Below are 22630 nucleotides of genomic sequence, written 5' to 3'. Positions count from 1 at the left end.
GTTTCACAGGGCCAGCGAATGCTGGCCTTTTCTTTTTTCAGGCGGTCTTACGCCTGCTCATCCAGCTGCAGCGCTACATACAGCAAAAGACGATCGTCAAAGCTGCTCAGATCGAGCCCGGTAAGTTCAGAAATACGGTTAAGCCGATATTCCAGCGTATTGCGATGAATAAACAGCGCCTTGGCGGTCAGCGACGGCTGCACATTGTGGCTAAACCAGGCCACCAGCGTGCGTCGCAATAAGCCATTGCTGTCCATGCTTTTGAGCCTGGCCAGCGGCCGTGAAAGCTCGTTGGCCTGCCAGCCGCCGCGCAGGCTGTCGAGCAACACTGGCAGCACCAGATCCTGATAAAAATAGCTGCGGCTGTCAGGCATACGCTGTTTACCCACCATTAGCGTGGTACGCGCGGTGCGATAAGAACGCGCAATGCTGCCCGGTCCGGTGAAATAGTTCCCCAGCGCAATACGCATGCGCAGATGCCCACTCTCCTTCATACGCAACAGCAGCTGATCCACCCGCCGACGATGCTCGTCCTGATCGTAACGGCCATGCGCATTCAACGCAGGCTTCAGCACCACCATTTCGGTCAGAGAAACGATGGCGATCAGGTTGTCGCGCTCCGGCGTGGTCAGCAGCGTTTGCAGCTGCTGCAATTCGGACATCGCGCTGTCAACGCCCAACTGGCCGCTGTCCACTTCCACCACCGCCACCACGCGCGGCTGGTTGAGATCGATACCCAGGCGCTGTGCCCATTCAATCAGCGCGGGCGACAGCGTATCGCTGCGGATTAGATTCAGCACCAGCTCTTCGCGCAGCCGACTGTCCTGCGCCAGCATATGCAGCAGCCGCGCCTGTTCCAGCATCATCTCGGCGGTCATGCAGACCAGTTCACCATAATGACGCAGCGTTGCCGGATCGCCAGTTAATCCAATCACGCCAACGATATCGCCATCAATGCGTAACGGCAGGTTGATGCCGGGCCGCACGCCGTGAAGGTGTTTAGCCACGGCATCATCGATATCCACGACCCGCGCCTGTGACAGCGCCAGCAGCGCACCTTCGTGCAATTCACCAATGCGCTCCCGATCGCCGCTGCCGATAATCCGGCCACGCGCGTCCATGACGTTGACATTGCTGTCAATAATCTTCATGGTGCGGGCGACAATTTCCTGGGCAAGCCGGGCATCGAGATGGTAAGTGGCCATCAATTACTCCTGTAGCGCATGGGGTTAGTTAGCATACGCGTGCCAGGTCCGGGCGACATTGTGCATTTGCACAGAGCCACAAGCGGGCTGAAAGATTTGCGGGGATTATCACATTCTGCAGAGCAAAAAAAACCGGAGCCTGCGCTCCGGTTGCGGGATGTAACGATTACTGCATCAGCAAATAGAGGCGGGTATCGCCGCGCTGAATGTTCAGCGCCAGCACCGACGGTTTGCCATCGAGGATTTTGCGCAGCTCGCCAAGATTGGTAACCGGCTGCTGATTAACGCCCAGAATGACGTCATCTTTTTTCAGGCCGATGCGCGCGGCCGCTGAGCCAGGTTTCACCGCATCGACACGCACGCCTTTCTGGCCGTTAGCCTCAATATTACTCAGGTCGGCGCCTTCGATGCCAGTGTAAATGGTGGCTGAGGCCACCTTGTCCTGCGTGCTTTGCTGCAACTCAATGTTAACCGTGACCGGTTTGCCATCGCGCAACAGGCCCAGCTCCATTTTGGTCCCTACCGGCAGTGAACCTACTTCGGCCCGCAGCGCTGCGAAGCTGGAGATCGGCTTCTTGTTCAGTGACACGATCACATCGCCCGCTTTTACGCCCGCCTTCGCCGCGGAGGATTGCGGCAGTACCTGACTGACAAAGGCGCCGCGCTGCGCATCCACTTTCATCGCTTTCGCCAGCTCAGAATTGAGCTCGGTGCCCAGAATGCCCAGTTCGCCACGCTTCACCTGACCAAATTCCACCATCTGCGCGGTGAGGTTTTTCACCATATTGGCCGGAATAGCAAAGCCGATACCGATATTGCCGCCGTCTGGCGCCAGAATCGCGGTATTAATGCCGATCAGCTCACCGTTGAGGTTGACCAGCGCGCCGCCCGAGTTGCCGCGGTTAATGGCAGCATCGGTCTGAATAAAGTTTTCATAGTTTTCAACGTTAAGGCCGCTGCGGCCCAACGCAGAGACGATGCCCGAGGTCACCGTTTCACCCAAGCCGTAAGGGTTACCAATCGCAACGGTGTAATCGCCTACGCGTAGCGCGTCAGAATCGGCCAGCTTGATCGCGGTGAGGTTTTTAGCATCCTTTAGCTGAATCAGGGCGATATCGGAGCGCGGATCTTTACCAATGACCTTGGCATCATATTTCCGGCCATCGCTGAGCTGAACTTTGATTGAGGTCGCGTTATCCACCACGTGATTGTTGGTTACCACATAGCCTTTTTCGGCGTTGATCACTACGCCCGAGCCCAGCGCACGGAATTTCTCCTGCTGCGCTTCACCACCGCCGCCCGGCGCGCCGTTACCCTGACAAACCGGCGACTGCTGGAAAGGTGAGCCATCCTGGCAGAAAGGGGAATTATCGCCAAAGAACTGCTGGAACTGCTGCGGCAAGCGCGGCGTTTTTACCGTGGTACTGCCTTCCACGTTGATGCTGACCACCGACGGCATCACTTTCTCCAGCATCGGTGCCAGGCTTGGCAGCTGCTGGCTGGAAGAGGATGCGGTTTCAGCCGCCATCACGCCGATCGGACTCAGTGCCAGCCCCATACTGAGGGCCAGCGCGCTTAATGTTAAGGTGCGTTTTTTCATTGGTTTTTTCTCGTATTTGAACTTAAGCCCAGACCATTGCTGTGGTCGTGAAATGAGATATATTTTTTACCGCGAAGTTCATGAGGAAGTGTTGGGTAAAGGTAAAAGTTTATGCGCCGTCTTTACAAATGACTGGATCGGCGCGCTTTACTCTACCGCCATTAAACGACGATATTCATCCCAGGCATAGAGATCGGTCATGCCGCTGATGTAATCCTGTAATAAACGCGAGCGATAATAGCGCTCCCACAATAACCGCTGGTATTTGTGCTCAATCTGCAAGCTGCGCATTTTATATTGATAAGCACGCCGCTGTTTGCCTGACAGTTTATGAAACAGCCGTGTTTCAATTGGATGCCTGGGCAGATAATCATCCTTCATTAGCGTGGTGAAATCTTCATAACTCAGCGCCATCAGCGGTTGATAGATATCCAGCAGGCCTTTGATCACCCGGTATCCCTGCAATTCCAGCTGTTCCACTTCAGAATGGTTAAATACGTGACGGCGGGCCACGGTTTTGAACATCGCCAGTAACCGGCCCTCTTCGCCTTCATCCTCCAGCAGCGCATGATTGAAATTACCGGCGTAAATCGCCTCGATATTTTCAATAAAGCGCTTCACCGCATAGGCCACCAGCACGTTCTGCACGTTAACGCGCAACGACATAAAGAACTGATCGCTTTTGCTGCGCATTTTTTTCGTTGCCGCGTCTTTCCATGCATAACCCACAGTGCGGCTGAAAGCATCGCCGGGTTTTACCGTGCCCCAGGTCTGTTCCAGATATTCATAGAGTCGATCGACATTGAATATCGCCTTTTCCACCGCATCATCAAGATCGGCTATACAGTATGAGATATCGTCTGCCGCTTCCATGATATAGGTCAGCGGATAGCGATGATGCTCCTCCAGCCCTGTCGCAGCACGCAAATCGGCAATGAATTCGCGTTCCGAAAGATAAAACCCCGGCTTCTTCATCAGCGTGGTAAAGGCCGCAGGCTTTTCGCCCTGCCACCAGGCGGGCGCCGTATATTTCAGGATGCAGGCGACCTGCGCATAGGTGAGATTAAGCTGCAGCAAGGTGTGCACGATACGAATGGCCTGCGCATTGCCCTCAAAATGGCAAAGATCCTGCCGAATCTCCGCATTGAGCTGGTTAAAATCAGCCTGTTGCGCGTCAGTTGACACGCCCGCCACCAGCGGATCCACCAGCTCCATCGGCAGATGCTCTTCAAACCAGTCGCCAATTGCGGCTTCGCCAAAATGCCCAAATGGCGGATTGCCCACGTCATGCAGCAGACACGCCATCTCAATCAGGCTTTCAAAGGCGCCGGAAAGTTCTTCCAATCCGTACCACGCCAGGCCGCGCTGATGGCGCAACGTTTGCAAAATCTCTTTGGCGATATAGCGCCCAGTTTGCTGGACTTCAAGCGAGTGGGTCAGTCGGGAACGGACGGCGGCATTGCGCTCCAGCGGAAAAACCTGGGTTTTTTGTTGCAGGCGTCGAATAGCAGCGGAATTGATGATGCGTCCGCGATCGCTTTCGAAATGACGGCTGATAGCATATTCGCCCTGCGGCTCTTCCCGCGTGTTGTAAGGCCGTTTAAGGCTAATTTTCGTCCTGAAATCAAGCTGCGCCATACCGTCCCCTTGCTGTTCCTGAAATAATCATCCATCGCCATGATAAACTATGCCCTGGTTTTAAGGGCTTACACCAGCTCGTAACGCGTGACTGGCGCAAAACCGTCGCGGTGGCAATCGCCCACTGCGGATGCGTACAATGACGCCACTGACTCTATAACATTAGCGGGTATCACTATGAAAGCAGGCATTATTGGGGCAATGGAGCAGGAAGTAACGCTGCTGCGCGATAAAATTGAAAATCGAGAAACGCTGTCGCTGGGCGGCTGTGAAATTTACACCGGCACGCTGAACGGCGTTGAAGTGGCGCTGCTGAAATCTGGCATTGGTAAAACCGCCGCGGCGCTAGGTACCACGTTGCTGCTGCAGCTCTGCAAGCCAGATGTGATCATCAACACCGGTTCTGCCGGCGGCCTGGCGCCAACGCTGGAAGTGGGCGATATCGTGGTCTCTGAAGAAGTGCGCTACCACGATGTTGATGTGACGGCATTCGGCTATCAGCCAGGCCAGATGGCCGGTTGCCCGGCCGCCTTTGTCGCCGATGCCGATCTGGTGACCGCCGCTGAAGCCTGTATTGGTCAGCTCAAGCTGAATGCGGTGCGCGGTTTAGTGGTCAGCGGCGATGCTTTTATCAACGGCGCTGAGCCGCTGGCACGCATTCGTACCACCTTCCCGCAGGCGATTGCCGTGGAGATGGAAGCCACCGCCATTGCTCACGTCTGTCATCAGTTTGGCGTGCCGTTCGTGGTGGTGCGTGCTATCTCTGACGTCGCGGATCGGGAATCACACCTCAGCTTTGATGAGTTTCTTGTGGTCGCGGCACAGCAATCATCGTTGATGGTGGAAACGCTGCTCGGCAACCTTGCCCATGGCTAAACGCCTGCGCTGGCTCTGGCTGGCGCTGCTACTGGCCAGCACGTCACTGCTGGCTGCTCCGCGCGTAATCACGCTTTCTCCCCATCTGACCGAACTCGCGTTCGCCGCTGGCATTACGCCGGTAGCGGTTAGCGCGTGGTCAGATTACCCGCCTGCCGCCCGCGACATTGAACAGGTCGCCAACTGGCAAGGCATTAACGTTGAGCGCATCCTGCTCATCAAGCCGGACGTGGTACTGGCGTGGCGCAATGGCAATCCGCGGCGCCAGGTTGATCAGCTGACGCGCTTTGGCATTAAGGTGCAATGGCTGGATACCGACTCGATCGAGGGCATTGTCTCGTCGCTGGACGCGTTACAGGCATGGAGCCCGCAGCCTGCGCTGGCGCAGCAACATGCGCGTGAACTGGCCGCGGGCTTTGCTGCGCTGCGACAACGTTACGCCACCCGCACGCCAAAACCGGTATTCCTGCAGTTTGGGCAGCAACCGCTGTTTACCGCCTCGGCGAATACGCTACAAAATGCCGTACTGCGATTGTGCGGCGGCAATAATATTTTCGCTGATAGCCCGGTCGCCTGGCCACAGGTCAGCCGTGAGCAGGTTTTACTGCGCCAGCCTGCGGCCATCGTCGTTGGCGGTGATAACGCCCGCGCTGCGACGGTTAAAGCATTCTGGTATCCGCAGTTAACCGTACCGGTTATCGCCATCAATGATGACTGGCTCAGCCGTCCGGGCCCACGTATTTTGTTGGCGGCGCAGCAGCTGTGTGCGGCGCTACAGCCGCAGCGTTAGGCCATTCGCATCGCGCGCTTAAAGATTGTGCAAATTATGTCGTTATAGATAGGGAGGCACGTTAAGCCTAAGCAGGCTTAGCGCTTCTCTTTTGCGCATTCTGCGCTTTGCACCGGGACGTAAAAATGAAAGCCATTCTACTGGCCACAGGCTTGTTGATGGCGGGACAACTCTATGCGGCCAGCACCACCGGCACCATTGGGGTAAAACTGACAATTGTTTCACAGTGTCAGATCGATGGCCGTAGCGGACAACGCACGCCGCAGATCGCATGTGGTATGCAACCTTCCGCTCAGCCACGCGTTACACAGAGCAGGTTGCCCGTCGACGCACAGCGAAAAACAGCAGGAAAACTCATTACAATTGAGTGGTAATAACAGGCCGCACAGGACGTGCGGCCTGACTTCAGTCAGATGCTGAAGGAAGAACCGCAACCGCAGGTGGTTTTGGCATTCGGGTTCGTCACGATAAAACGCGACCCTTCCAGGCCTTCGGTGTAATCCACCGAGCCGCCTACCAGATATTGCAGGCTCATCGGATCCACAACCAGCGACACGCCCGATTTTTCAATCATCATATCGCCATCGTTAACTTTATCATCGAAGGTAAAGCCATACTGGAATCCGCTACAGCCGCCGCCAGTAATATAAACCCGCAGTTTCAGATCCGGGTTCTCTTCGTCAGAGATCAGATTTTTTACCTTGCTGGCTGCCGCATCGGTAAACTGCAGGGGCAATGCTGCTACTTCGTCGCTCATTTTACACTCCGAAAACGTCTAGGTCAGAAAATGACCTCAATGTTTCTATTATCTTACAGGCCGATGTGGCAATCAAGGGGGGCGCTTGACACTCTGTGCCGCCTGCCCTGCCTCTGAAGTATAGCGTTTCCGCCTCAGGTAACCCGCATGATACGTCACTCTGCGCCAATCGCCTGGGGAAATATGTCACCATTAGTGCCAAATCCACGTCGCGCCTTTCATCCTCGCGCCCTGTTCCCTAGAATATGCGCATTAATCCCTGACTGGAGTCACGCCATGAGTAAGTCTGAAACCCTGTTCGCCGATGCACAGCGATTAATTCCGGGCGGTGTTAACTCGCCGGTGCGTGCGTTTACTGGCGTTGGCGGCGTGCCGCTGTTTATTGAACGCGCTAACGGCGCCTATTTGTATGATGCCGATGGCAAAGCCTACATCGATTATGTTGGCTCATGGGGACCGATGGTGCTGGGCCACAATCATCCCGCCATCCGTAACGCGGTGATCGATGCCGCCGAACGCGGCCTGAGCTTTGGCGCACCAACCGAGATGGAAGTGAAAATGGCGCAGCTAGTGTGCGAGCTGGTGCCGAGCATGGACATGGTGCGCATGGTTAACTCCGGCACCGAAGCGACCATGAGCGCGATTCGTCTGGCGCGCGGCTTCACCCATCGCGATAAAATCATCAAGTTTGAAGGCTGCTATCACGGTCATGCCGATCATCTGCTGGTGAAAGCCGGTTCCGGTGCGCTGACGCTGGGTCAGCCGAACTCGCCGGGCGTGCCGGCCGACTTCGCCAAACACACGCTGACCTGCAGCTATAACGATCTCGATTCCGTGCGCGCGGCTTTCGAGCAGTATCCACAGGAGATCGCGGCCATCATCGTAGAACCGGTGGCCGGTAACATGAACTGCATTCCTCCGCAGGACGATTTTCTGCCGGGCCTGCGCAGCCTGTGCGACGAGTTCGGTGCCTTGTTGATTATCGATGAAGTGATGACCGGTTTCCGCGTGGCGCTGGGCGGCGCGCAGGAATACTACGATGTGCAGCCCGACCTGACCTGCCTCGGCAAAATCATCGGCGGCGGTATGCCGGTGGGGGCTTTTGGCGGACGTCGTGACGTGATGATGGCGCTGGCGCCGACCGGTCCGGTTTATCAGGCAGGTACGCTATCCGGTAATCCGGTAGCGATGGCGGCCGGTTTTGCCTGTCTGACCGCGGTTTCACAGCCGGGCGTGCATCAGCGTCTGACCGAACAGACTGACAAGCTGGCAGCGGGCCTGCTGCGAGTGGCGCAGGAGGAGAACATTCCGCTGGTGGTTAATCACGTGGGCGGCATGTTCGGCCTGTTCTTCACCGATGCCGAAAGCGTCACCTGTTATGCCGACGTGACCCGTTGTGATGTTGAGCGCTTTAAGCGTTTCTTCCACCTCATGCTGCAAGAAGGGGTGTATCTCGCGCCTTCCGCCTATGAGGCGGGTTTCATGTCCGTGGCGCACAGCGATGAAGATATTCAGCGCACCATCGATGCAGCACGTCGCTGCTTTGCTCAGCTGTAAATAAATCGGGGCGGCGCCCTGCCGCCCCTGCTTATCTTGCCCGACGCATCAACCAGATAAAATAGGGCGCGCCAAAGAAGGTCGCCATTAGCCCTGCCGGAATCTGATTCGGAAACGCCAGCATTCGGCCACACCAGTCGGCAATAATCATCAGCGATCCGCCCAGTAACGCCGCCATAATCAGCTGCGGTAAGGCGCGACGGAATCCCAGCATGCGTGCGATATGCGGTGCCATCAGCCCGATAAAACTCAGCGGTCCAATGGTCAGGGTGGCGGTAGCGGTCAGCGCCGCAGCCAACAACAGCAAGGCAATGCGCGACAGCGACAACGACAAACCAGCGGAACGCGCGGTTGCCGTACCCAGTGGCAGCAGCGTCAGCCAGCGCGTGGCCAGCGGTGCGAGCACTATCAGCGCCACACCGACCAGCGCACCATTCAGCGCTTCACGTGCGGTAATGTTGTAGGTTGAACCCGAAATCCAGGTCAGCAGCTTCGCCATGCGCGGATCGCCGCTGGCCATCAGCAGCGTCAGAACGGTCATAAAGGCGCTGTTCAGCGCCATGCCCGCGAGCAGCATGCGCTGAGGCGAAAACTCACCGCGACTGGCAACCAAAAGAATAATCGCTAAGGTCACCGCCGCACCGATAATGCCAGCGGGCAGCAGCCAGCCAAAAGCGTTGCCGGGTACCAGAAACATCATGATCACCACGCCAAACGCAGAGCCTGAACTGATGCCTAACACTTCCGGGCTGGCCATGGCGTTGCCGGTCAGGCGCTGAATAATGCAGCCCGCCACCGCCAACATCATGCCCACCGACAGCGCCGCCAGCAGACGCGGCGCACGCCATTGCTGTAGCTGATCCCAGAGTTCGCCGCTGGCCCACATCCAGCCGTGTGCATCACGGCCCAGCGACAGCGCGGCCAGCGCCAACAGCGCCATGACGGCGAGCAGCCCCAGCGTCCAGTGCAGCACCGCATGGCGCTCACGCGGCACGTTGTCGCCCTGATGCATATCGGGTGCCTGCGAACCGCTGCGCAGATAAGGCAACAGCCAGAGCAGCAAAGGCGCGCCGATGATCGCCGTCACCGTGCCGGTTGAAACTTCACGCCAGTGGGACGCCAGCCACAGCACGCACTGATCGGCCAGCCAGAGCAGCAGCGCACCGATCAGCGGCGCCAGCAGCATGCGACTGAGCAGACGTCGGGCGCCCAGTAGCCTGGCAAGCAGCGGCGCAAACAGCCCGATAAAACCAATAATTCCCGCAGCATTGACCAACTGAGCACTGAGCAAAATAGCCAGTAACAGGCCACCAAAACGCGTCAGCGCCAGCGTCAGGCCCAGGTTTTTCGCCACGCCATCATCCAGCCCCATCAGCGTTAATGGGCGCAACAACGCCAGCGCCAGCAGGAAAGCGAGCAGCAGCCGCGGCCACAGAAATGCCACATTGCTCCAGTCCTGTTGATTCAACGATCCGGTGCTCCACAGAAACATGTTCTGGAGCTGATCGTGTTTAAAGATGGCGAGGATCTGATTGATAGCGCCGCAATAGAGGCTGAGCACCAGGCCTGCCAGAATCAGGGTGATCGGCGACAGCCGTTTACCCCAGGCCACGCCAAACACCAGCAGTCCGACCAGCAGCGCGCCGCCCATGGCCGCAAACTGCTGGGTCAACAATCCGCCGGGCAGGCTCCACAGCGTGGTCACCGTGACGCCGAGCTGCGCGCCGGTAGAGATGCCCAGCGTGGTCGGTTCCGCCAGCGGGTTGCGCAAAATCTGCTGAAACAGCAGGCCCGCCAGCCCGAGTCCGGCACCGATTAACAGCGCCAGCGCCAGCCGCGGCAGCAGGCTGTAATGAAATACCACCTGATGAATGCGATCGCTATCGGGTTGCCACAGCGCCTGGCCCCACTGCGCCATCGGCAGGCGCGCCTGCAGGTTAATCAGCGTCAGGGCCAGCGCCGCCAGGAAAAGTGCGCAAAGCAGAGCAAGTGCTAACGATTTTTTCATGCGGGCTCCAGCGCGCGATCTAACACATGGCAGAGCTGCATCGCCGACAGCGTGGCACCGTAATACCAGACCGGCGGCACGCGCTGAAAATGTCCCTGACGCACAAATGGCAGCGATCGCCAGAGTGCGCCCGAGGTGATCTGCTGCATCATCGGCTCATTGCCATGATCAAAACAGATCACTTCAGCGTCACCGATATCGGCCAGCCGCTCCAGGCCGATCACTGCACTGCCCCAGAAATTGGTTTCGCCCTGCCAGGCATTCTGCAAACCGAGCAGCTCCATGGTCTCCAGAAACAGGCTGTTTTTACCAAAAGCGATGGCGTGACGGCTGTCCAGCATCGACATCAGCAGCACCGGTCGCGGCTGTGGTCGCGCCGCAAATCGCTGACGCATCGAGGCGATAAACGAATCAAAGGCCTGCAAATGGTGCGTGGCGCGTTCCGGCATCGCCAGCCTGTCGGCCAGCTGCGTTAACGAATGGCGCGCATTGGTTAAGGGTTTTCCGCTGCCGTCGTTAAAGCTGAAGCCCATGCCCGGCGCAATGCGCGCCAGCCGTTCTGGTGAAGGACCATAGCCCTGAGAATAGAGAATCAGTGAGGGTTGTAGCTGGGTCAGCAGTTCCATATTGGGTTCGGTACGCAGCCCAACGTCAATAATATCCGCTGGCAACGCTGGCGTTTGTACCCACTGGCGATAGCTGGTGGTATCCGCAGCGGCCAGCGGCGTAATGCCCAGCGCCAGCAGTAATTCCACCGGCAGCCATTCCAGCGCAACGATACGCCCGGCAGAGGGCGCCTGCGCAAACAGCGCATTCGACGTCATTAACGGTGCGAGCACGGCGGCCTGCAGCAGCCGACGACGAAACAGATCGGGCATAAAGGCTCCTGCGCTCACCAGACAAAACTTACCGGCGCGCCGCCGTGCGGATGCGGCAGAATGCCCATGGGAATACCGTAGATTTTCGCCAGCACGTCGGCCTGCATAATGCTTTCCGGCTCGCCTTCGGCAATCATACTGCCGCCATGCAGCGCAACCATACGATCGCAGTAGCGCGCGGCCATATTGATGTCGTGCAGCACGGCAATTACCGTTAGTCCGCGTTGCTGGCTGAGACGCTGAATCAGCGCCAGCACTTCAACCTGATGCGCGATATCCAGCGCCGAGGTCGGTTCATCAAGCAGCAAACAACGGCTGTTTTGCGCCACCATCATCGCCAGCCAGGCGCGCTGACGTTCGCCGCCGGAGAGGCTGTCGACCAGGCGGCTGGCAAAGGGTTTCAGACCAACCAGCGCAATCGCCTCATCCACCCGCTGACGATCTTCCATTCCGTAACGGCCAAGCGCCCCGTGCCAGGGATAGCGACCAATCGCCACCAGCTCGCGCACCGTCATGCCTTCTGCCGCTGGCAGCTGCTGCGGCAGATAGGCAACCTGACGGGCAAAGGCTTTGCCTGACCACTGGCTGACCGGCTGCTCGTTGAGCATCACCTGCCCGGCAGACGGCGCATGATGGCGACCCAGCATCTTCAGCAGGGTCGATTTTCCTGAGCCGTTGTGCCCAATCAACGCGGTGACTTTGCCCGGCGAAAAGGCCATCGATAGCGGCTGTAAAAGCGTGCGGCCAGGCACCGTGAAGCTCACGTTGTCCAGCCGGAAGGTGGTTTCACTGGCGTACTGATGTGACATGGAATTCTTCAGGTTAGCGGGCGCGCCTGCAACGCGCCCGGTTGACGATCAAAAACGGAAGGTTGCCGTGCCGACGATCTGCCGCTCCGCGCCCCAGTAACAGGCGTATTCACGGTAGCAGCCAGCCACATAATCCCGATCCAACAGGTTATTCACGTTGATGCCTACCGAAGAACCCGGCAGACCAAAGCGCGCCAGATCGTATTTGATGGCGGCATCCACCGTGGTGTAATCCGCAACGTTGAAATTGCGGTTCGATTTTCCGTCGCGGGTGTTGTCTTCTGTTTCCGAATAGAGGCTTTTGCTGTTGCCAACATAGCGCACACCGGCCCCCAGTGTCAGTCCGCTCAATGCGGTTTCATTGAAGGTGTAATCAGCCCACAGCGATGCCATATGTTTTGGCACCTCTACCGGCGTGGTGCCTTTCAGCTTAGTATCATGCGTGAATTCGGCGTCGGTATAGGTATAGGCAGCGGTCAGGTTGATATTGGCATTAACCGCTGCTTTTGCTTCCAGCTCAACGCCACGTGACCGGATTTCACCGCTCTGCACGCTGAATAACGTGCTTGCAGGATCGGCAGTCAGGTTTTTGGTTTTGGTCAGCTGATAAACCGCTGCCGTCGCGCTGATTGGCCGATCTTTTGGCACGAACTTCACGCCCGCTTCGTACTGTTTGGCGCGTGAAGGATCGAATGGCTGCCCGCTTTTGGTGGTGCCGGAAGTTGGCAGGAAGGATTCGCTGTAGCTGAAGTAAGGCGCTACGCCGTTATCAAACACATAGTTGAGGCCGCCGCGCCAGGTGAAAGCCTGATCGTGCCCTTTCACTTCGCTATCGCCATTACGGTTCAGAGCAGAAGTCATGGCGTAATCATAACGGCCGCCCAATGTCAGCACCCAGCGATTCCATTCCATCTGATCCTGCGCATACAGGCCAGTTTGTTCCTGCTTGTTCAGATAGTCATACGGGAAAGAGATGGCATAGCTGTCATCGCCATACTGCGGATCAATGGCGTTAAGCGGGCTGGCGGAACCAAATCCTGCACGGATTTCGTTGCGCGTGCGCTGATAATCCACGCCCAACAGCAGCGTGTGATCCAGCTGACCCGTAGCAAATTTCGCCTCAGCCTGGTTATCCAGCGCAAACTGATTCAGCGTCTCTTCTGAGCGTGCCACGCTGCGATTGATCTCTTGGGTTGCGCTGTTAAAGCTGCTGCCATAAATGCTGCGATAGTCGGTACGCAGATCGGCATAGCGCAGATTCTGGCGGACGCTCCAGGTATCATTAAAGCGATGTTCGAAGCTGTAGCCGACCATTTTGGTGTTACGCGAAATCTTGTTGCTGTTCTCGCCTTCGTCAAAATCGGTTGCCAGCTTGTGCTGACGGCCACTGGCATCGGTGATCGGCACCACGGTGCCTTCACGCGGCAGCCAGCCGTAATAGCCGGTTTCCGGCTCGTTCTGGAAATAGGTCAGCAGCGTAAAGCGGGTGTTTTGATCGGGCTGCCAGGTGAACGATGGCGCAATGGTGTAGCGCTTCTCTTTGTTCATATCCTGCTGAGCATCCTGGCTGGTCGCCAGGCCGGTCAGACGGTAGCTGTAAACACCGGCATCATCCAGCGCACCGCCAAAATCGAAGCCGGTTGAAAACAGGTTGTCGTCGCCCATCTGGAACTGCACTTCGCGTAGCGTCTCAGTGGTGGGACGTTTGCTGACCAGCGACACCACGCCGCCAGGGTTGCTTTTGCCATACAGCACCGAGGCCGGGCCGCGCAGCAGTTCAGCGCGCTCAAGGAAGTAAGGATCGATGGCAAACTCAGAGTAGTTGTCACCCTGCAGTTTCAGCCCATCGAGATACTGATTGGTGTTGGTTTCGCTGAAGCCGCGGATCGACAGCGCATCAATGACGTTCGAACTGCCGCGATTGCCGGTCATCACGCCTGGCGTGTAGTTAAACGCGCCTTTGACGCTGGATACTCCATGCATCTCCATCTCTTCCTGCGTCACGACTGAGATCGACTGCGGCGTTTTTTCCAGCGGCGTGTCGGTTTTGGTGCCGGTCGCGCTGCGCTTCGCCGCGATAGTCGGTGCCGGGCCCCACGCGCTCTCTGCCGCTGCCGCGCTGCCGCCGTCGGCGGAAACCACCAGCGTATCAGCGTCAGCCGCCAGCGCCGAGGCGCTCAGGCTACCCAGAGAAAGCGCGATCAGCAGAGAAAGCGGCCTTTTGTAAGAAGGAAAGGATGCGTGCGGACTCATAGTTTTTCTCAGCAATAAGAAGGATGAAAGCGAAACGAAACGAGAATTATTATTATAACGGTCGGATAATATGCGAATTGGCGGAAAGTCTGCAACAAAATTCCCCGCCCGGCGCGGCCTGCGAGCAGAAAATAGCCGTCGACCGGGTAAAAAGCAGGCAAAAAAAATCCCGGCATGGTGGCCGGGATTTCAGGTTACTGCCGGAGATTATTTGCCAAACATATCTTTGATCCAGCCCGCGACGCCGTTGCTCTCATCCTGCGGCGCGTTTTGCTGCGGTTGTCCCGCTGGCTGCTGCTGTTGCTGCTGTTGAGCCTGCTGCTGCTGGAACAGCTGCTGTTGCTGCTGCATCTGCTGCATCTGCTGCTGACACAGCGCATTAGCATCGATAGTCCAGACCGGAATGGTGCGCCAGCTGCTGCTGCCGGTTCCACACACGAAGTTCCCCGCAGAATCGATGTTCATCTGCGCGATATCTTCCGGTGGTGTTAACACCAGCGGCATCGGCGCCTGATTATCGAGATAGCGACGATAGATCTGCATCGCGCCGCTGGCACCATAAAGTTTGGTGGTTTGATTGTTATCGCGGCCAATCCAGGTGATCGCCACCTCTTTACCATCCACACCGGCAAACCAGCTGTCGATCTGATCGTTGGTGGTACCCGTTTTGCCCGCCAGATGCGCGCCCGGATAGCGTGCGCCCAGCGCTCGGGCAGTGCCGCGTGCAGCAACATTCTGCATGGTGTACAGCGTCAGATAAGCGGCCTGTGCCGGTTCAACGCGTTCCGCCTGCGGGAAGCTCTGATAAAGCACCGTGCCATCTTCAGCAATCACCGAACGCAGTGCCGACAGTGGCGCACGGTTGCCGCCGCTGGCGATCGACTGAAACGCCTGCGCCACTTCAACCGGCGTCAGGTTCATGGCACCGAGCAGCATCGAAGGCACCGGATTCAGCTGATCTTTCGGCACGCCCAGTTTGGTCCAGGTATCTACCACGCTGGCCAGTCCCAGCGTCATGCCGAGATTTACCGTTGGTACGTTCATGGAGTTGGTCAGCGCATCCACCAGCATCACTTTACCGCTAAAGCGGCGATCGTCGTTCTGCGGTTTCCAGATCTGGCCGTTAGGCTGCTTCAGCGCGATTGGCTCATCGGCAATCCAGCTGTTGAGGCGATAGCTGTCTGGCTGGCTGAGCGCGGTCAGGTAAGTAGCTGGTTTTGCCAGCGAGCCGATGGAACGACGCGCCTGCAGCGCACGGTTATAACCGGCAAACTGCGGGTTCGCTCCGCCCACCATGGCACGTACCTCGCCGGTAAAGCGATCCACCACCACCATCGCGGTTTCCAGATCCTTCAATCCACGCTGTTTTTTCAGCGCTGGAATGCCCTCTTCCACCGCCTGTTCGGCGGCATCCTGGGAGACGGAATCAAGCGTGGTGAAGATTTTCACACCGGAGAGGTCTTTGACCTTATCGCCCATTTTCGCCTGCAGCTCGTTACGCACCATCTGCATAAACGCTGGCTGTGGCGTGATCACGCCGCCTTTCGGCTGCACGCCGAGCGGACGAGCGCTGAGCATGTCATACAGCTCCTGATCGATCACCTTCTGCTGTTGCAGCAAACGCAGCACGAGATTGCGGCGTTCCAGCGCCAGCTTCGGATTACGCCACGGATTGTAGAGCGATGCGCCTTTCACCATGCCCACCAACAGCGCCTGCTGATCGAGACTCAGCTCATCCACCGGACGACCAAAGTAGTAGAGGCTGGCCAGCGGGAAGCCGCGGATCTGATCGTTACCCGCCTGACCGAGATAAACCTCATTCAGGTAAAGCTCAAGGATGCGATCTTTGCTGTAGCGCGCATCCATGATCACCGCCATATAGGCTTCACGCGCTTTACGCCACAGCGAGCGCTCGCTGGTCAGGAACAGGTTCTTCGCCAGCTGCTGCGTTAAGGTACTGCCGCCCTGCACCGCACGACCGGCGGTAATGTTGGCAATAAAAGCACGGCCAATCGAGGATAAACTCACGCCATCATGCTGATAGAAGTGACGGTCTTCCGTTGCCACCAGCGTATCGACCAGTAGATCCGGGAACCCGGCGCGTGGCACGAACAGGCGCTGCTCGCCGTTGGGCGACTGCAACATCGTAATCAGCCGCGGATCGAGACGGAAGAAACCAAAGTCGCGGTTGCTGTCGAGGTTTTTAATCTCGCTGAGCTTGCCGTTACTGAAGCTCAGACGCGCACGAATCTGCCCTTCTTTGCTGTCGGGAAAATCAAACGGTCGACGGATCATTTCAATGCTGTTGGCCTGTACGGTGAATTCACCAGGCCGCGTCATCCGCGTAACTTCGCGATACTGCGTGCCTTCCAGCAGCGCAATCATCTCTTTTTTGTTGTAGGACATGCCCGGCTCAAGGCTAACCATACGGCCATAAACGGCGGCAGGCAGTTGCCACACCTTGCCATCAATACGGCTGCGGATCTCCGAGTCGAGATAAACCCCATAGGCAGCCATCGCCACCACAAATACCAGGAACAGCTTTATCAGCAGCCCTAACCAGCGCCGTTTTTTCACAGGCGGACGCCCTTTTCCCTTACGCGGCATCGGCGCAACCTCTTCTTCATCATTATCGAAATCATCCTGCACGTTCTCTTCTTCCCGTTCCCTGCGGCGACCTTTTACCGCCGGCTTGCGTGGCGGTGTGGAGGACTTTCCTTTGCGTCCTATCGGTTCGCGATCGTCTCCAGACATCAGTTTTGTTTCTCCAGAGTTAGCCGTCGGCAAGGCCGAGTACTCTATACGCTTTTCTTATTTTTCCCTGACAGAACCCTCTGAAATAGTGGCACTGATGCCGTTTATTTCTCAGGCGGGGAAAACTTCTTAGTACGCCGCGTGGGCAGCGCATTGGCCGGATCATCCGGCCAGAGATGTTTGGGGTAACGCCCTTTCATCTCTTTCTGTACCTGCTGCCAGGCGCCCTGCCAGAAGGCCGCCAGATCGCGGGTAATTTGCAACGGTCGCTGCGCCGGTGAGAGCAGTTCCAGTACCAGCGCTATCCGGCCTTCCGCCACGGCTGGATTCTGCGCCTCGCCGAACATCTCCTGCAGACGCACCGCCAGCGCAGGCGGTTTTTCTTCATCATAACGGATCGGCAGGCGGCTGCCGGTCGGCACAGTGTAGTGAGTTGGCAGCGCACTATCCAGCCGCTGCCGTTGCGACCATGTGAGTAAGTGTAAGAGCGCGTTGACGAGGTTGACCTGACGCAGACTTTTCAGGTCCCGCACCTCGCCCATCATCGGCAACAGCCAGCGATCCAGCGTCGCCAGCAGCGTGGCATCATCCACGGCGGGCCAGTTGCCTTCCGGCAACCAGGCAGCAGCGCAGTGCAGGCGTAAACGCAACTGCGTCGCCTCAGGCGTCCAGTTCAGCACCGTCAGACCTTTCTGTTCGATCCAGCGCAGCATGGCCGCCTGCATTTGCGCTTTTTCCGGCTTCGCCAGCGGCTGCGATTTTAGCACCAGCGCGCCGATTTGCTCGCGCTGCCACGCACGTAGCGTGCCTTTTTCTTCATCCCACTCTACTTCGGTGGTTTGCCGCACCAGTTGCGGCGCGGCGGCGAGCAGTTCGGTGATCTCAACCGGCATCGCCAGCAGCATACGTGCGTCCGGCTGCGCGCCGTTTTGCAGCAGCAGCGGGGCAAATAGCCATTCATAGCGCGTTAACGCATGGTCAGTTTCCAGCATGGCGCCAATACCGCTTGCCAGCTGATAGCGCCCCTGCTGTCCGCGGCGCTGAGCCAGACGATCGGGAAAGGCGCTGGCCATCAGCGCAGGCAGATGCGCAACGTCCGCGTGGCCCTCAGGCTGCTGTAACCGTTTTTGCAGCTGGCGCGCGCGGCGCTGCCAGTGCGGCGGCGTCTGAAAGAAGGCATCACGCAGATCCACGCTGCCCTGACGCGGCGGCTCTTCAAGAATCGCCACCAGCCGCGTGGCGCTGGCGACCTGATGACGATCGTTGCCGGCGGCGATCATCAGCGCGGCCAGCCGCGGATCGCTGCCCAGCTGCGCCATGCGCCGCCCTTTAGCGCTGAGCTGCGCCGACTGATCGGTGGCATCCAGCAGCTGCAACAGCCGCTGCGCTGCCTGCAGATGGCCTGCGGGCGGCATATCGAGCCAGCGCAACTGATTTACCTCGCGGCAGCCCCATTGCAGCAGCTCCAGCCACAGCGCGGCAAGATCGCTGTGCAGAATCTCCGCTTCACTTTGCGCGGGTGCCCGCTCCGCCTGCTCTTTCGCCAGCAGATGCAAACAGATGCCCGCTTCCAGGCGACCGGCGCGGCCTGCACGCTGAGTCATTGACGCCTGGCTGATACGTTGGGTAATCAGTCGGCTCAAGCCGCCGCGTGCATCAAAAAGGCTCACCCGCTCCTGCGCGCTGTCGACCACCAGCCGGATACCCTCAATGGTCAGGCTGGTTTCAGCGATGTTAGTCGCCAGCACCACTTTGCGCCGTCCGGCGGCCGCGGGCATGATGGCACGCTGCTGAGCCGCCAGCGGCAAAGCGCCGTAGAGCGGGCAGAGATCGACATCTGCCGCAACGCGTTCTGCCAGCTGATTTTTCACCCGCTCAATTTCGCCCACGCCGGGCAAAAACAGCAGCAGCGAGCCGCTTTCTTCGCGCAACAGCTGCGCCACTTCCCGCGCTACTGCTTCATCAAACCGTAGCTGAGTTGGCAACGAGAGATAGCGACGTTCGACCGGAAAGCTGCGTCCTTCAGAGACGATCAGCGGTGCCGCTGGCAGCAGCGTTTGCAGTGCGCTGTTATCCAGCGTGGCGGACATGATCAGCACTCTGAGATCGTCACGCAGACCAGATTGCACATCCAGCAGCAGCGCCAGCGCCAGGTCGGCCTGAATACTGCGTTCATGAAACTCATCCAGAATCACCAGCGCCACGCCATCAAGCATCGGATCCTGCTGCAGCATGCGGGTCAGAATTCCTTCGGTTACCACCTCCAGCCGCGTACCTGGCCCAACGCGCGTTTCCGCCCGCATGCGATAGCCTACGGTCTCGCCCGGCTGCTCGCCGAGCTGCTCCGCCAGCCGTTGCGCCACGTTGCGCGCCGCCAGTCGCCGTGGCTCCAGCAGCAAAATGCGACCAGTAAGCGTTGATTGCTGCAGAATCTGTAGGGGAAGCCAGGTTGATTTGCCCGCGCCGGTCGGCGCAACCAGTAAAACCTGAGGGTGCTGCTGAAGCGCATCAAGCACTTGCGGCAGGACGGCACTGACCGGTAAAACACTCAAACGAAAACTCCGCGATCGCGTGGTGATAAGCTGGCGAACATTGTAGCATTCCCGTCTTGTTTACCGGAGACCGCTATGCAGACACGACGTTTATTCTTTGGCCTCGCGCTGCCTGACGCTTTACAGCAACAGATCGTGAGCTGGCGCGCGCAGGCTTTTCCGGCTGACATCGGCTATCCGGTGGCGGCGGCAAACCTGCATCTGACGCTGGCGTTTCTGGGCGATGTTCACACTGAAAAAGCCACGGCGCTCAGTCAGCTTGCCGCGCGCATTCGTCAGCCCGGCTTTTCGCTGACCCTGAACGACGCCGGCCATTGGCCACGGCCAGGCGTAGTCTGGCTGGGTACGCGCCAGGCACCGCGCGGATTGTTGCAGCTGGCCGCCCTGCTTCGTTCACAGGCGGCGCGTAACGGTTGCCATCAAAGCCCGCAGCCGTTTCATCCCCATATCACGCTATTACGTGGGGTGACGCAGCCGCTTTCGCTGCCGCCCCGCGATTTTTCATTTAGCTGCGATATCACGCAATTTTCGTTGTTCCAGTCGATGCAGACACAGGGACGCACCCGCTATCATCTGCTCGACAGCTGGCCGTTGAGTGAATAAAGGAGCCACGTTGGAATTTTCACCGCCGTTACAATCTTCCCGGCTGATTGCGCGTTATAAACGCTTTCTGGCCGATGTGGTGACGCCCCAGGGCGACACGCTCACCCTACACTGCGCAAACACCGGCGCGATGACCGGCTGCGCCACCCCGGGCGACACCGTCTGGTATTCCACCTCCGCCAGCACCACGCGAAAGTACCCGCACAGCTGGGAAATAACTGAAACAAAACAGGGCCATTTTATTTGTGTAAACACCCTGCGCGCCAATCAGTTAGTACGCGAAGCCTTACTGGCGCAGTGTTTGCCGGAGCTGAGCGGCTACAGCGGGCTGCGATCGGAGGTGAAATACGGCGATGAGCGCAGCCGTATTGATTTCCTGTTACAGGCGGAAGCGAGACCTGAGTGCTATATTGAAGTCAAATCCGTAACGCTTTTACAAGAAGGTAGAGGCTGGTTTCCGGATGCGGTAACCGAGCGAGGCCAGAAGCATCTTCGTGAGTTAAGCAAGATTGCCGAGGGCGGCAACCGCGCGGTGTTATTGTTTGCAGTTTTGCATTCGGGGATTGAGGACGTTTCCCCCGCGCGCCACATTGACGCGCGCTACGCAGAGCTGCTGGTACAGGCGCAACAGAGCGGCGTTGAGCTGCTGGCTTATCAGGCGCAATTGTCGTCGACGGGCATGAGACTGAATAAATCTGTGCGGGTGGAATTGTCATAATTAGTGCGAAAAGACGTGTTAAAAACGCACCTTACGTGACGCTCATTACGTGGTTCCTCACAGGCTTGTCAAGTCATGTTCAGGATTAATTGCTAACCTTGACGGCTTCTGTTATTTATAGCGGCCTGTTTTTTCCCCGTTGGGGATCGATTGTGCGTGTTATCCAGGAGAAACAACATGCAAGAAGGGCAAAACCGTAAAACATCGTCCCTGAGTATCCTAGCCATTGCTGGGGTGGAGCCATACCAGGAGAAAGCGGGCGAAGAGTATATGAACGAAGCCCAGCTGACTCACTTCAGGAAGATTCTTGAAGCCTGGCGTAATCAACTGCGGGACGAAGTCGATCGCACAGTTTCACACATGCAGGACGAAGCCGCTAATTTTCCCGATCCGGTCGACCGTGCCGCTCAGGAAGAGGAGTTCAGTCTTGAACTGCGTAACCGCGATCGCGAGCGTAAGCTGATCAAGAAGATCGAGAAAACGCTGAAGAAAGTCGAAGATGATGATTTTGGCTACTGCGATTCCTGCGGTGTTGAAATCGGTATTCGCCGACTGGAAGCGCGTCCTACCGCCGATCTGTGCATTGACTGCAAAACGCTGGCTGAAATCCGCGAAAAACAGATGGCTGGCTAAGGCCGCTCGCGCGCAGTTGGAAACAGGAGTTTCCCGCTGCGCGTCATTATTATGACGTCATCAACCTGCACTGGCCGTTTTGCGCCCTCTCCTTCCGGTGAACTCCATTTTGGCTCTCTGATTGCTGCCTTAGGCAGTTACCTTGATGCGCGCGCGCAGCACGGGCGCTGGCTGGTGCGTATAGAAGATATCGATCCGCCACGTGAAGTACCGGGTGCAGCCAGTGCGATCCTGCAGCAGCTCGATCATTATGGGCTGCACTGGGATGGCGAGGTGCTGTGGCAATCGCAGCGGCATGAGGCATACCGTGAAGCGTTACGCTGGTTGCAGCAGCATCGGCAAAGTTATTTTTGTCGCTGCTCACGTAGCCGCATTCAGCAGACAGGGGGCTATTACGATGGCCACTGTCGCGATGCCGGTTACGGGCCGGAAAATGCCGCGCTGCGCTTACGTCAGCATCATCCGGTGTACCAGTTTCACGATCTGCTGCGTGGCGATGTTGTGGCGGATGCCGCGCTGGCGCAGGAAGATTTCATTATCCATCGCCGCGACGGGCTGTTTGCCTATAACCTGGCGGTAGTCGTGGATGACCATTTTCAGGGTGTCACCGAGGTGGTGCGCGGCGCCGATTTGATCGAGCCGACGGTGCGCCAGATTGCGCTGTATGAACAATTCAGCTGGCCTGCGCCGGCCTGGCTGCATCTGCCGTTAGCGTTAAACCCCGATGGCAACAAGCTCTCCAAGCAGAATCATGCGCCGCCGTTGCCCACGGGCGATCCGCGTCCCACGCTGGTGAATGCGCTGCGTTTTCTCGGTCAGACGGTCAGCACGGGCTGGCAGGATCTCTCATTATCGCAGTTGCTTGAGCAGGCAATTGCTGCCTGGGATCGCCGCAGCATACCGCGTCAGGATGGCGCGATAAGATAACGGCATTTTCAAATGTTTCGTAGCAGGCTATGATTAGCCGCTATTTTTATTTAGTCACTATCGAGGTGTCCC

At 57.8% G+C, this 22630-nt stretch carries 18 protein-coding genes; 8 read left to right on the top strand and 10 right to left on the bottom strand.

Features of this window, described 5'->3' with window-relative positions:
• Positions 1-47 precede the first annotated feature (47 nt).
• The 3 genes from EM595_RS03980 to dgt form a co-directional block, all read right to left on the bottom strand.
• Positions 48-1205 (bottom strand): CdaR family transcriptional regulator, encoded by a 1158-nt coding sequence (locus tag EM595_RS03980; RefSeq protein ID WP_067428088.1) that lies wholly within the window; start codon positions 1203-1205, stop codon positions 48-50.
• A gap of 166 nt (positions 1206-1371) precedes the next feature.
• Positions 1372-2805 carry a serine endoprotease DegP gene (degP, locus tag EM595_RS03975; protein WP_067428086.1) on the bottom strand — a complete coding sequence of 478 codons (1434 nt, stop codon included), beginning with the start codon at positions 2803-2805 and terminating at the stop codon, positions 1372-1374.
• A gap of 147 nt (positions 2806-2952) precedes the next feature.
• On the bottom strand, positions 2953-4443 hold the full coding sequence (gene dgt, locus EM595_RS03970) for a dGTPase (protein ID WP_067428085.1): 1491 nt from the start codon (positions 4441-4443) through the stop codon (positions 2953-2955).
• A gap of 177 nt (positions 4444-4620) precedes the next feature.
• On the opposite strand from dgt, the gene mtnN reads away from it, so the two are divergent.
• From mtnN to EM595_RS03955, 3 genes are all read left to right on the top strand, one after another.
• Positions 4621-5319 carry a 5'-methylthioadenosine/S-adenosylhomocysteine nucleosidase gene (gene mtnN, locus EM595_RS03965; RefSeq protein WP_067428083.1) on the top strand — a complete coding sequence of 233 codons (699 nt, stop codon included), beginning with the start codon at positions 4621-4623 and terminating at the stop codon, positions 5317-5319.
• Positions 5312-6109, top strand: a complete 798-nt coding sequence (gene btuF, locus EM595_RS03960) for a vitamin B12 ABC transporter substrate-binding protein BtuF (protein WP_067428081.1) — start codon at positions 5312-5314, stop codon at positions 6107-6109. The genes mtnN and btuF overlap by 8 nt, the downstream gene beginning before the upstream one ends.
• Positions 6110-6234: 125 nt before the next feature.
• Entirely contained in the window at positions 6235-6483 is a 249-nt protein-coding gene (locus EM595_RS03955; protein WP_067428079.1) for a Csu type fimbrial protein, read from the top strand.
• A gap of 35 nt (positions 6484-6518) precedes the next feature.
• Here EM595_RS03955 and erpA read toward each other — a convergent pair whose 3' ends face one another.
• Entirely contained in the window at positions 6519-6866 is a 348-nt protein-coding gene (gene erpA, locus EM595_RS03950) for an iron-sulfur cluster insertion protein ErpA (RefSeq protein ID WP_067428078.1), read from the bottom strand.
• Positions 6867-7142: 276 nt separating this feature from the next.
• Between erpA and hemL the strand changes: the two genes are divergently transcribed.
• On the top strand, positions 7143-8423 hold the full coding sequence (gene hemL / locus EM595_RS03945) for a glutamate-1-semialdehyde 2,1-aminomutase (protein ID WP_067428074.1): 1281 nt from the start codon (positions 7143-7145) through the stop codon (positions 8421-8423).
• Positions 8424-8454: 31 nt separating this feature from the next.
• On the opposite strand, the gene fhuB is transcribed toward hemL, so the two are convergent.
• From fhuB to hrpB, 6 genes are all read right to left on the bottom strand, one after another.
• Positions 8455-10431: a Fe(3+)-hydroxamate ABC transporter permease FhuB gene (fhuB, locus tag EM595_RS03940; RefSeq protein WP_067428072.1), complete on the bottom strand. Its 1977-nt coding sequence runs from the start codon at positions 10429-10431 to the stop codon at positions 8455-8457.
• The gene (gene fhuD / locus EM595_RS03935; protein ID WP_067428070.1) at positions 10428-11309 is read right to left on the bottom strand and encodes a Fe(3+)-hydroxamate ABC transporter substrate-binding protein FhuD; all 882 of its coding nucleotides are present in this window, start codon (positions 11307-11309) and stop codon (positions 10428-10430) included. The genes fhuB and fhuD overlap by 4 nt, the downstream gene beginning before the upstream one ends.
• Before the next feature lie 14 nt (positions 11310-11323).
• Positions 11324-12118 carry a Fe3+-hydroxamate ABC transporter ATP-binding protein FhuC gene (fhuC, locus tag EM595_RS03930; RefSeq protein ID WP_067428068.1) on the bottom strand — a complete coding sequence of 265 codons (795 nt, stop codon included), beginning with the start codon at positions 12116-12118 and terminating at the stop codon, positions 11324-11326.
• Positions 12119-12166: 48 nt separating this feature from the next.
• On the bottom strand, positions 12167-14371 hold the full coding sequence (gene fhuA / locus EM595_RS03925) for a ferrichrome porin FhuA (protein WP_067428067.1): 2205 nt from the start codon (positions 14369-14371) through the stop codon (positions 12167-12169).
• 207 nt (positions 14372-14578) lie between these two features.
• Positions 14579-17125, bottom strand: a complete 2547-nt coding sequence (gene mrcB / locus EM595_RS03920; protein ID WP_067428065.1) for a bifunctional glycosyl transferase/transpeptidase — start codon at positions 17123-17125, stop codon at positions 14579-14581.
• 104 nt (positions 17126-17229) lie between these two features.
• Positions 17230-19677: an ATP-dependent helicase HrpB gene (gene hrpB, locus EM595_RS03915; protein ID WP_067428063.1), complete on the bottom strand. Its 2448-nt coding sequence runs from the start codon at positions 19675-19677 to the stop codon at positions 17230-17232.
• A gap of 75 nt (positions 19678-19752) precedes the next feature.
• Here hrpB and thpR point away from each other — a divergent pair, with 75 nt between their 5' ends.
• From thpR to gluQRS, 4 genes are all read left to right on the top strand, one after another.
• A complete protein-coding gene (thpR, locus tag EM595_RS03910) occupies positions 19753-20280 on the top strand; it encodes an RNA 2',3'-cyclic phosphodiesterase (protein ID WP_067428061.1) in 528 nt (175 codons plus the stop codon).
• A 10-nt stretch (positions 20281-20290) separates the two neighbouring features.
• Entirely contained in the window at positions 20291-20998 is a 708-nt protein-coding gene (gene sfsA, locus EM595_RS03905; protein ID WP_067428059.1) for a DNA/RNA nuclease SfsA, read from the top strand.
• 177 nt (positions 20999-21175) lie between these two features.
• The gene (gene dksA / locus EM595_RS03900; protein WP_067428057.1) at positions 21176-21631 is read left to right on the top strand and encodes an RNA polymerase-binding protein DksA; all 456 of its coding nucleotides are present in this window, start codon (positions 21176-21178) and stop codon (positions 21629-21631) included.
• A gap of 51 nt (positions 21632-21682) precedes the next feature.
• The gene (gluQRS, locus tag EM595_RS03895; protein WP_067428055.1) at positions 21683-22558 is read left to right on the top strand and encodes a tRNA glutamyl-Q(34) synthetase GluQRS; all 876 of its coding nucleotides are present in this window, start codon (positions 21683-21685) and stop codon (positions 22556-22558) included.
• Positions 22559-22630: the final 72 nt, after the last annotated feature.

It is taken from the genome of Duffyella gerundensis (assembly GCF_001517405.1).
Lineage (GTDB): Bacteria > Pseudomonadota > Gammaproteobacteria > Enterobacterales > Enterobacteriaceae > Duffyella > Duffyella gerundensis.
Note: the sequence above shows the minus strand (reverse complement) of the source record. Positions and strands in the feature narration are given on the sequence as shown.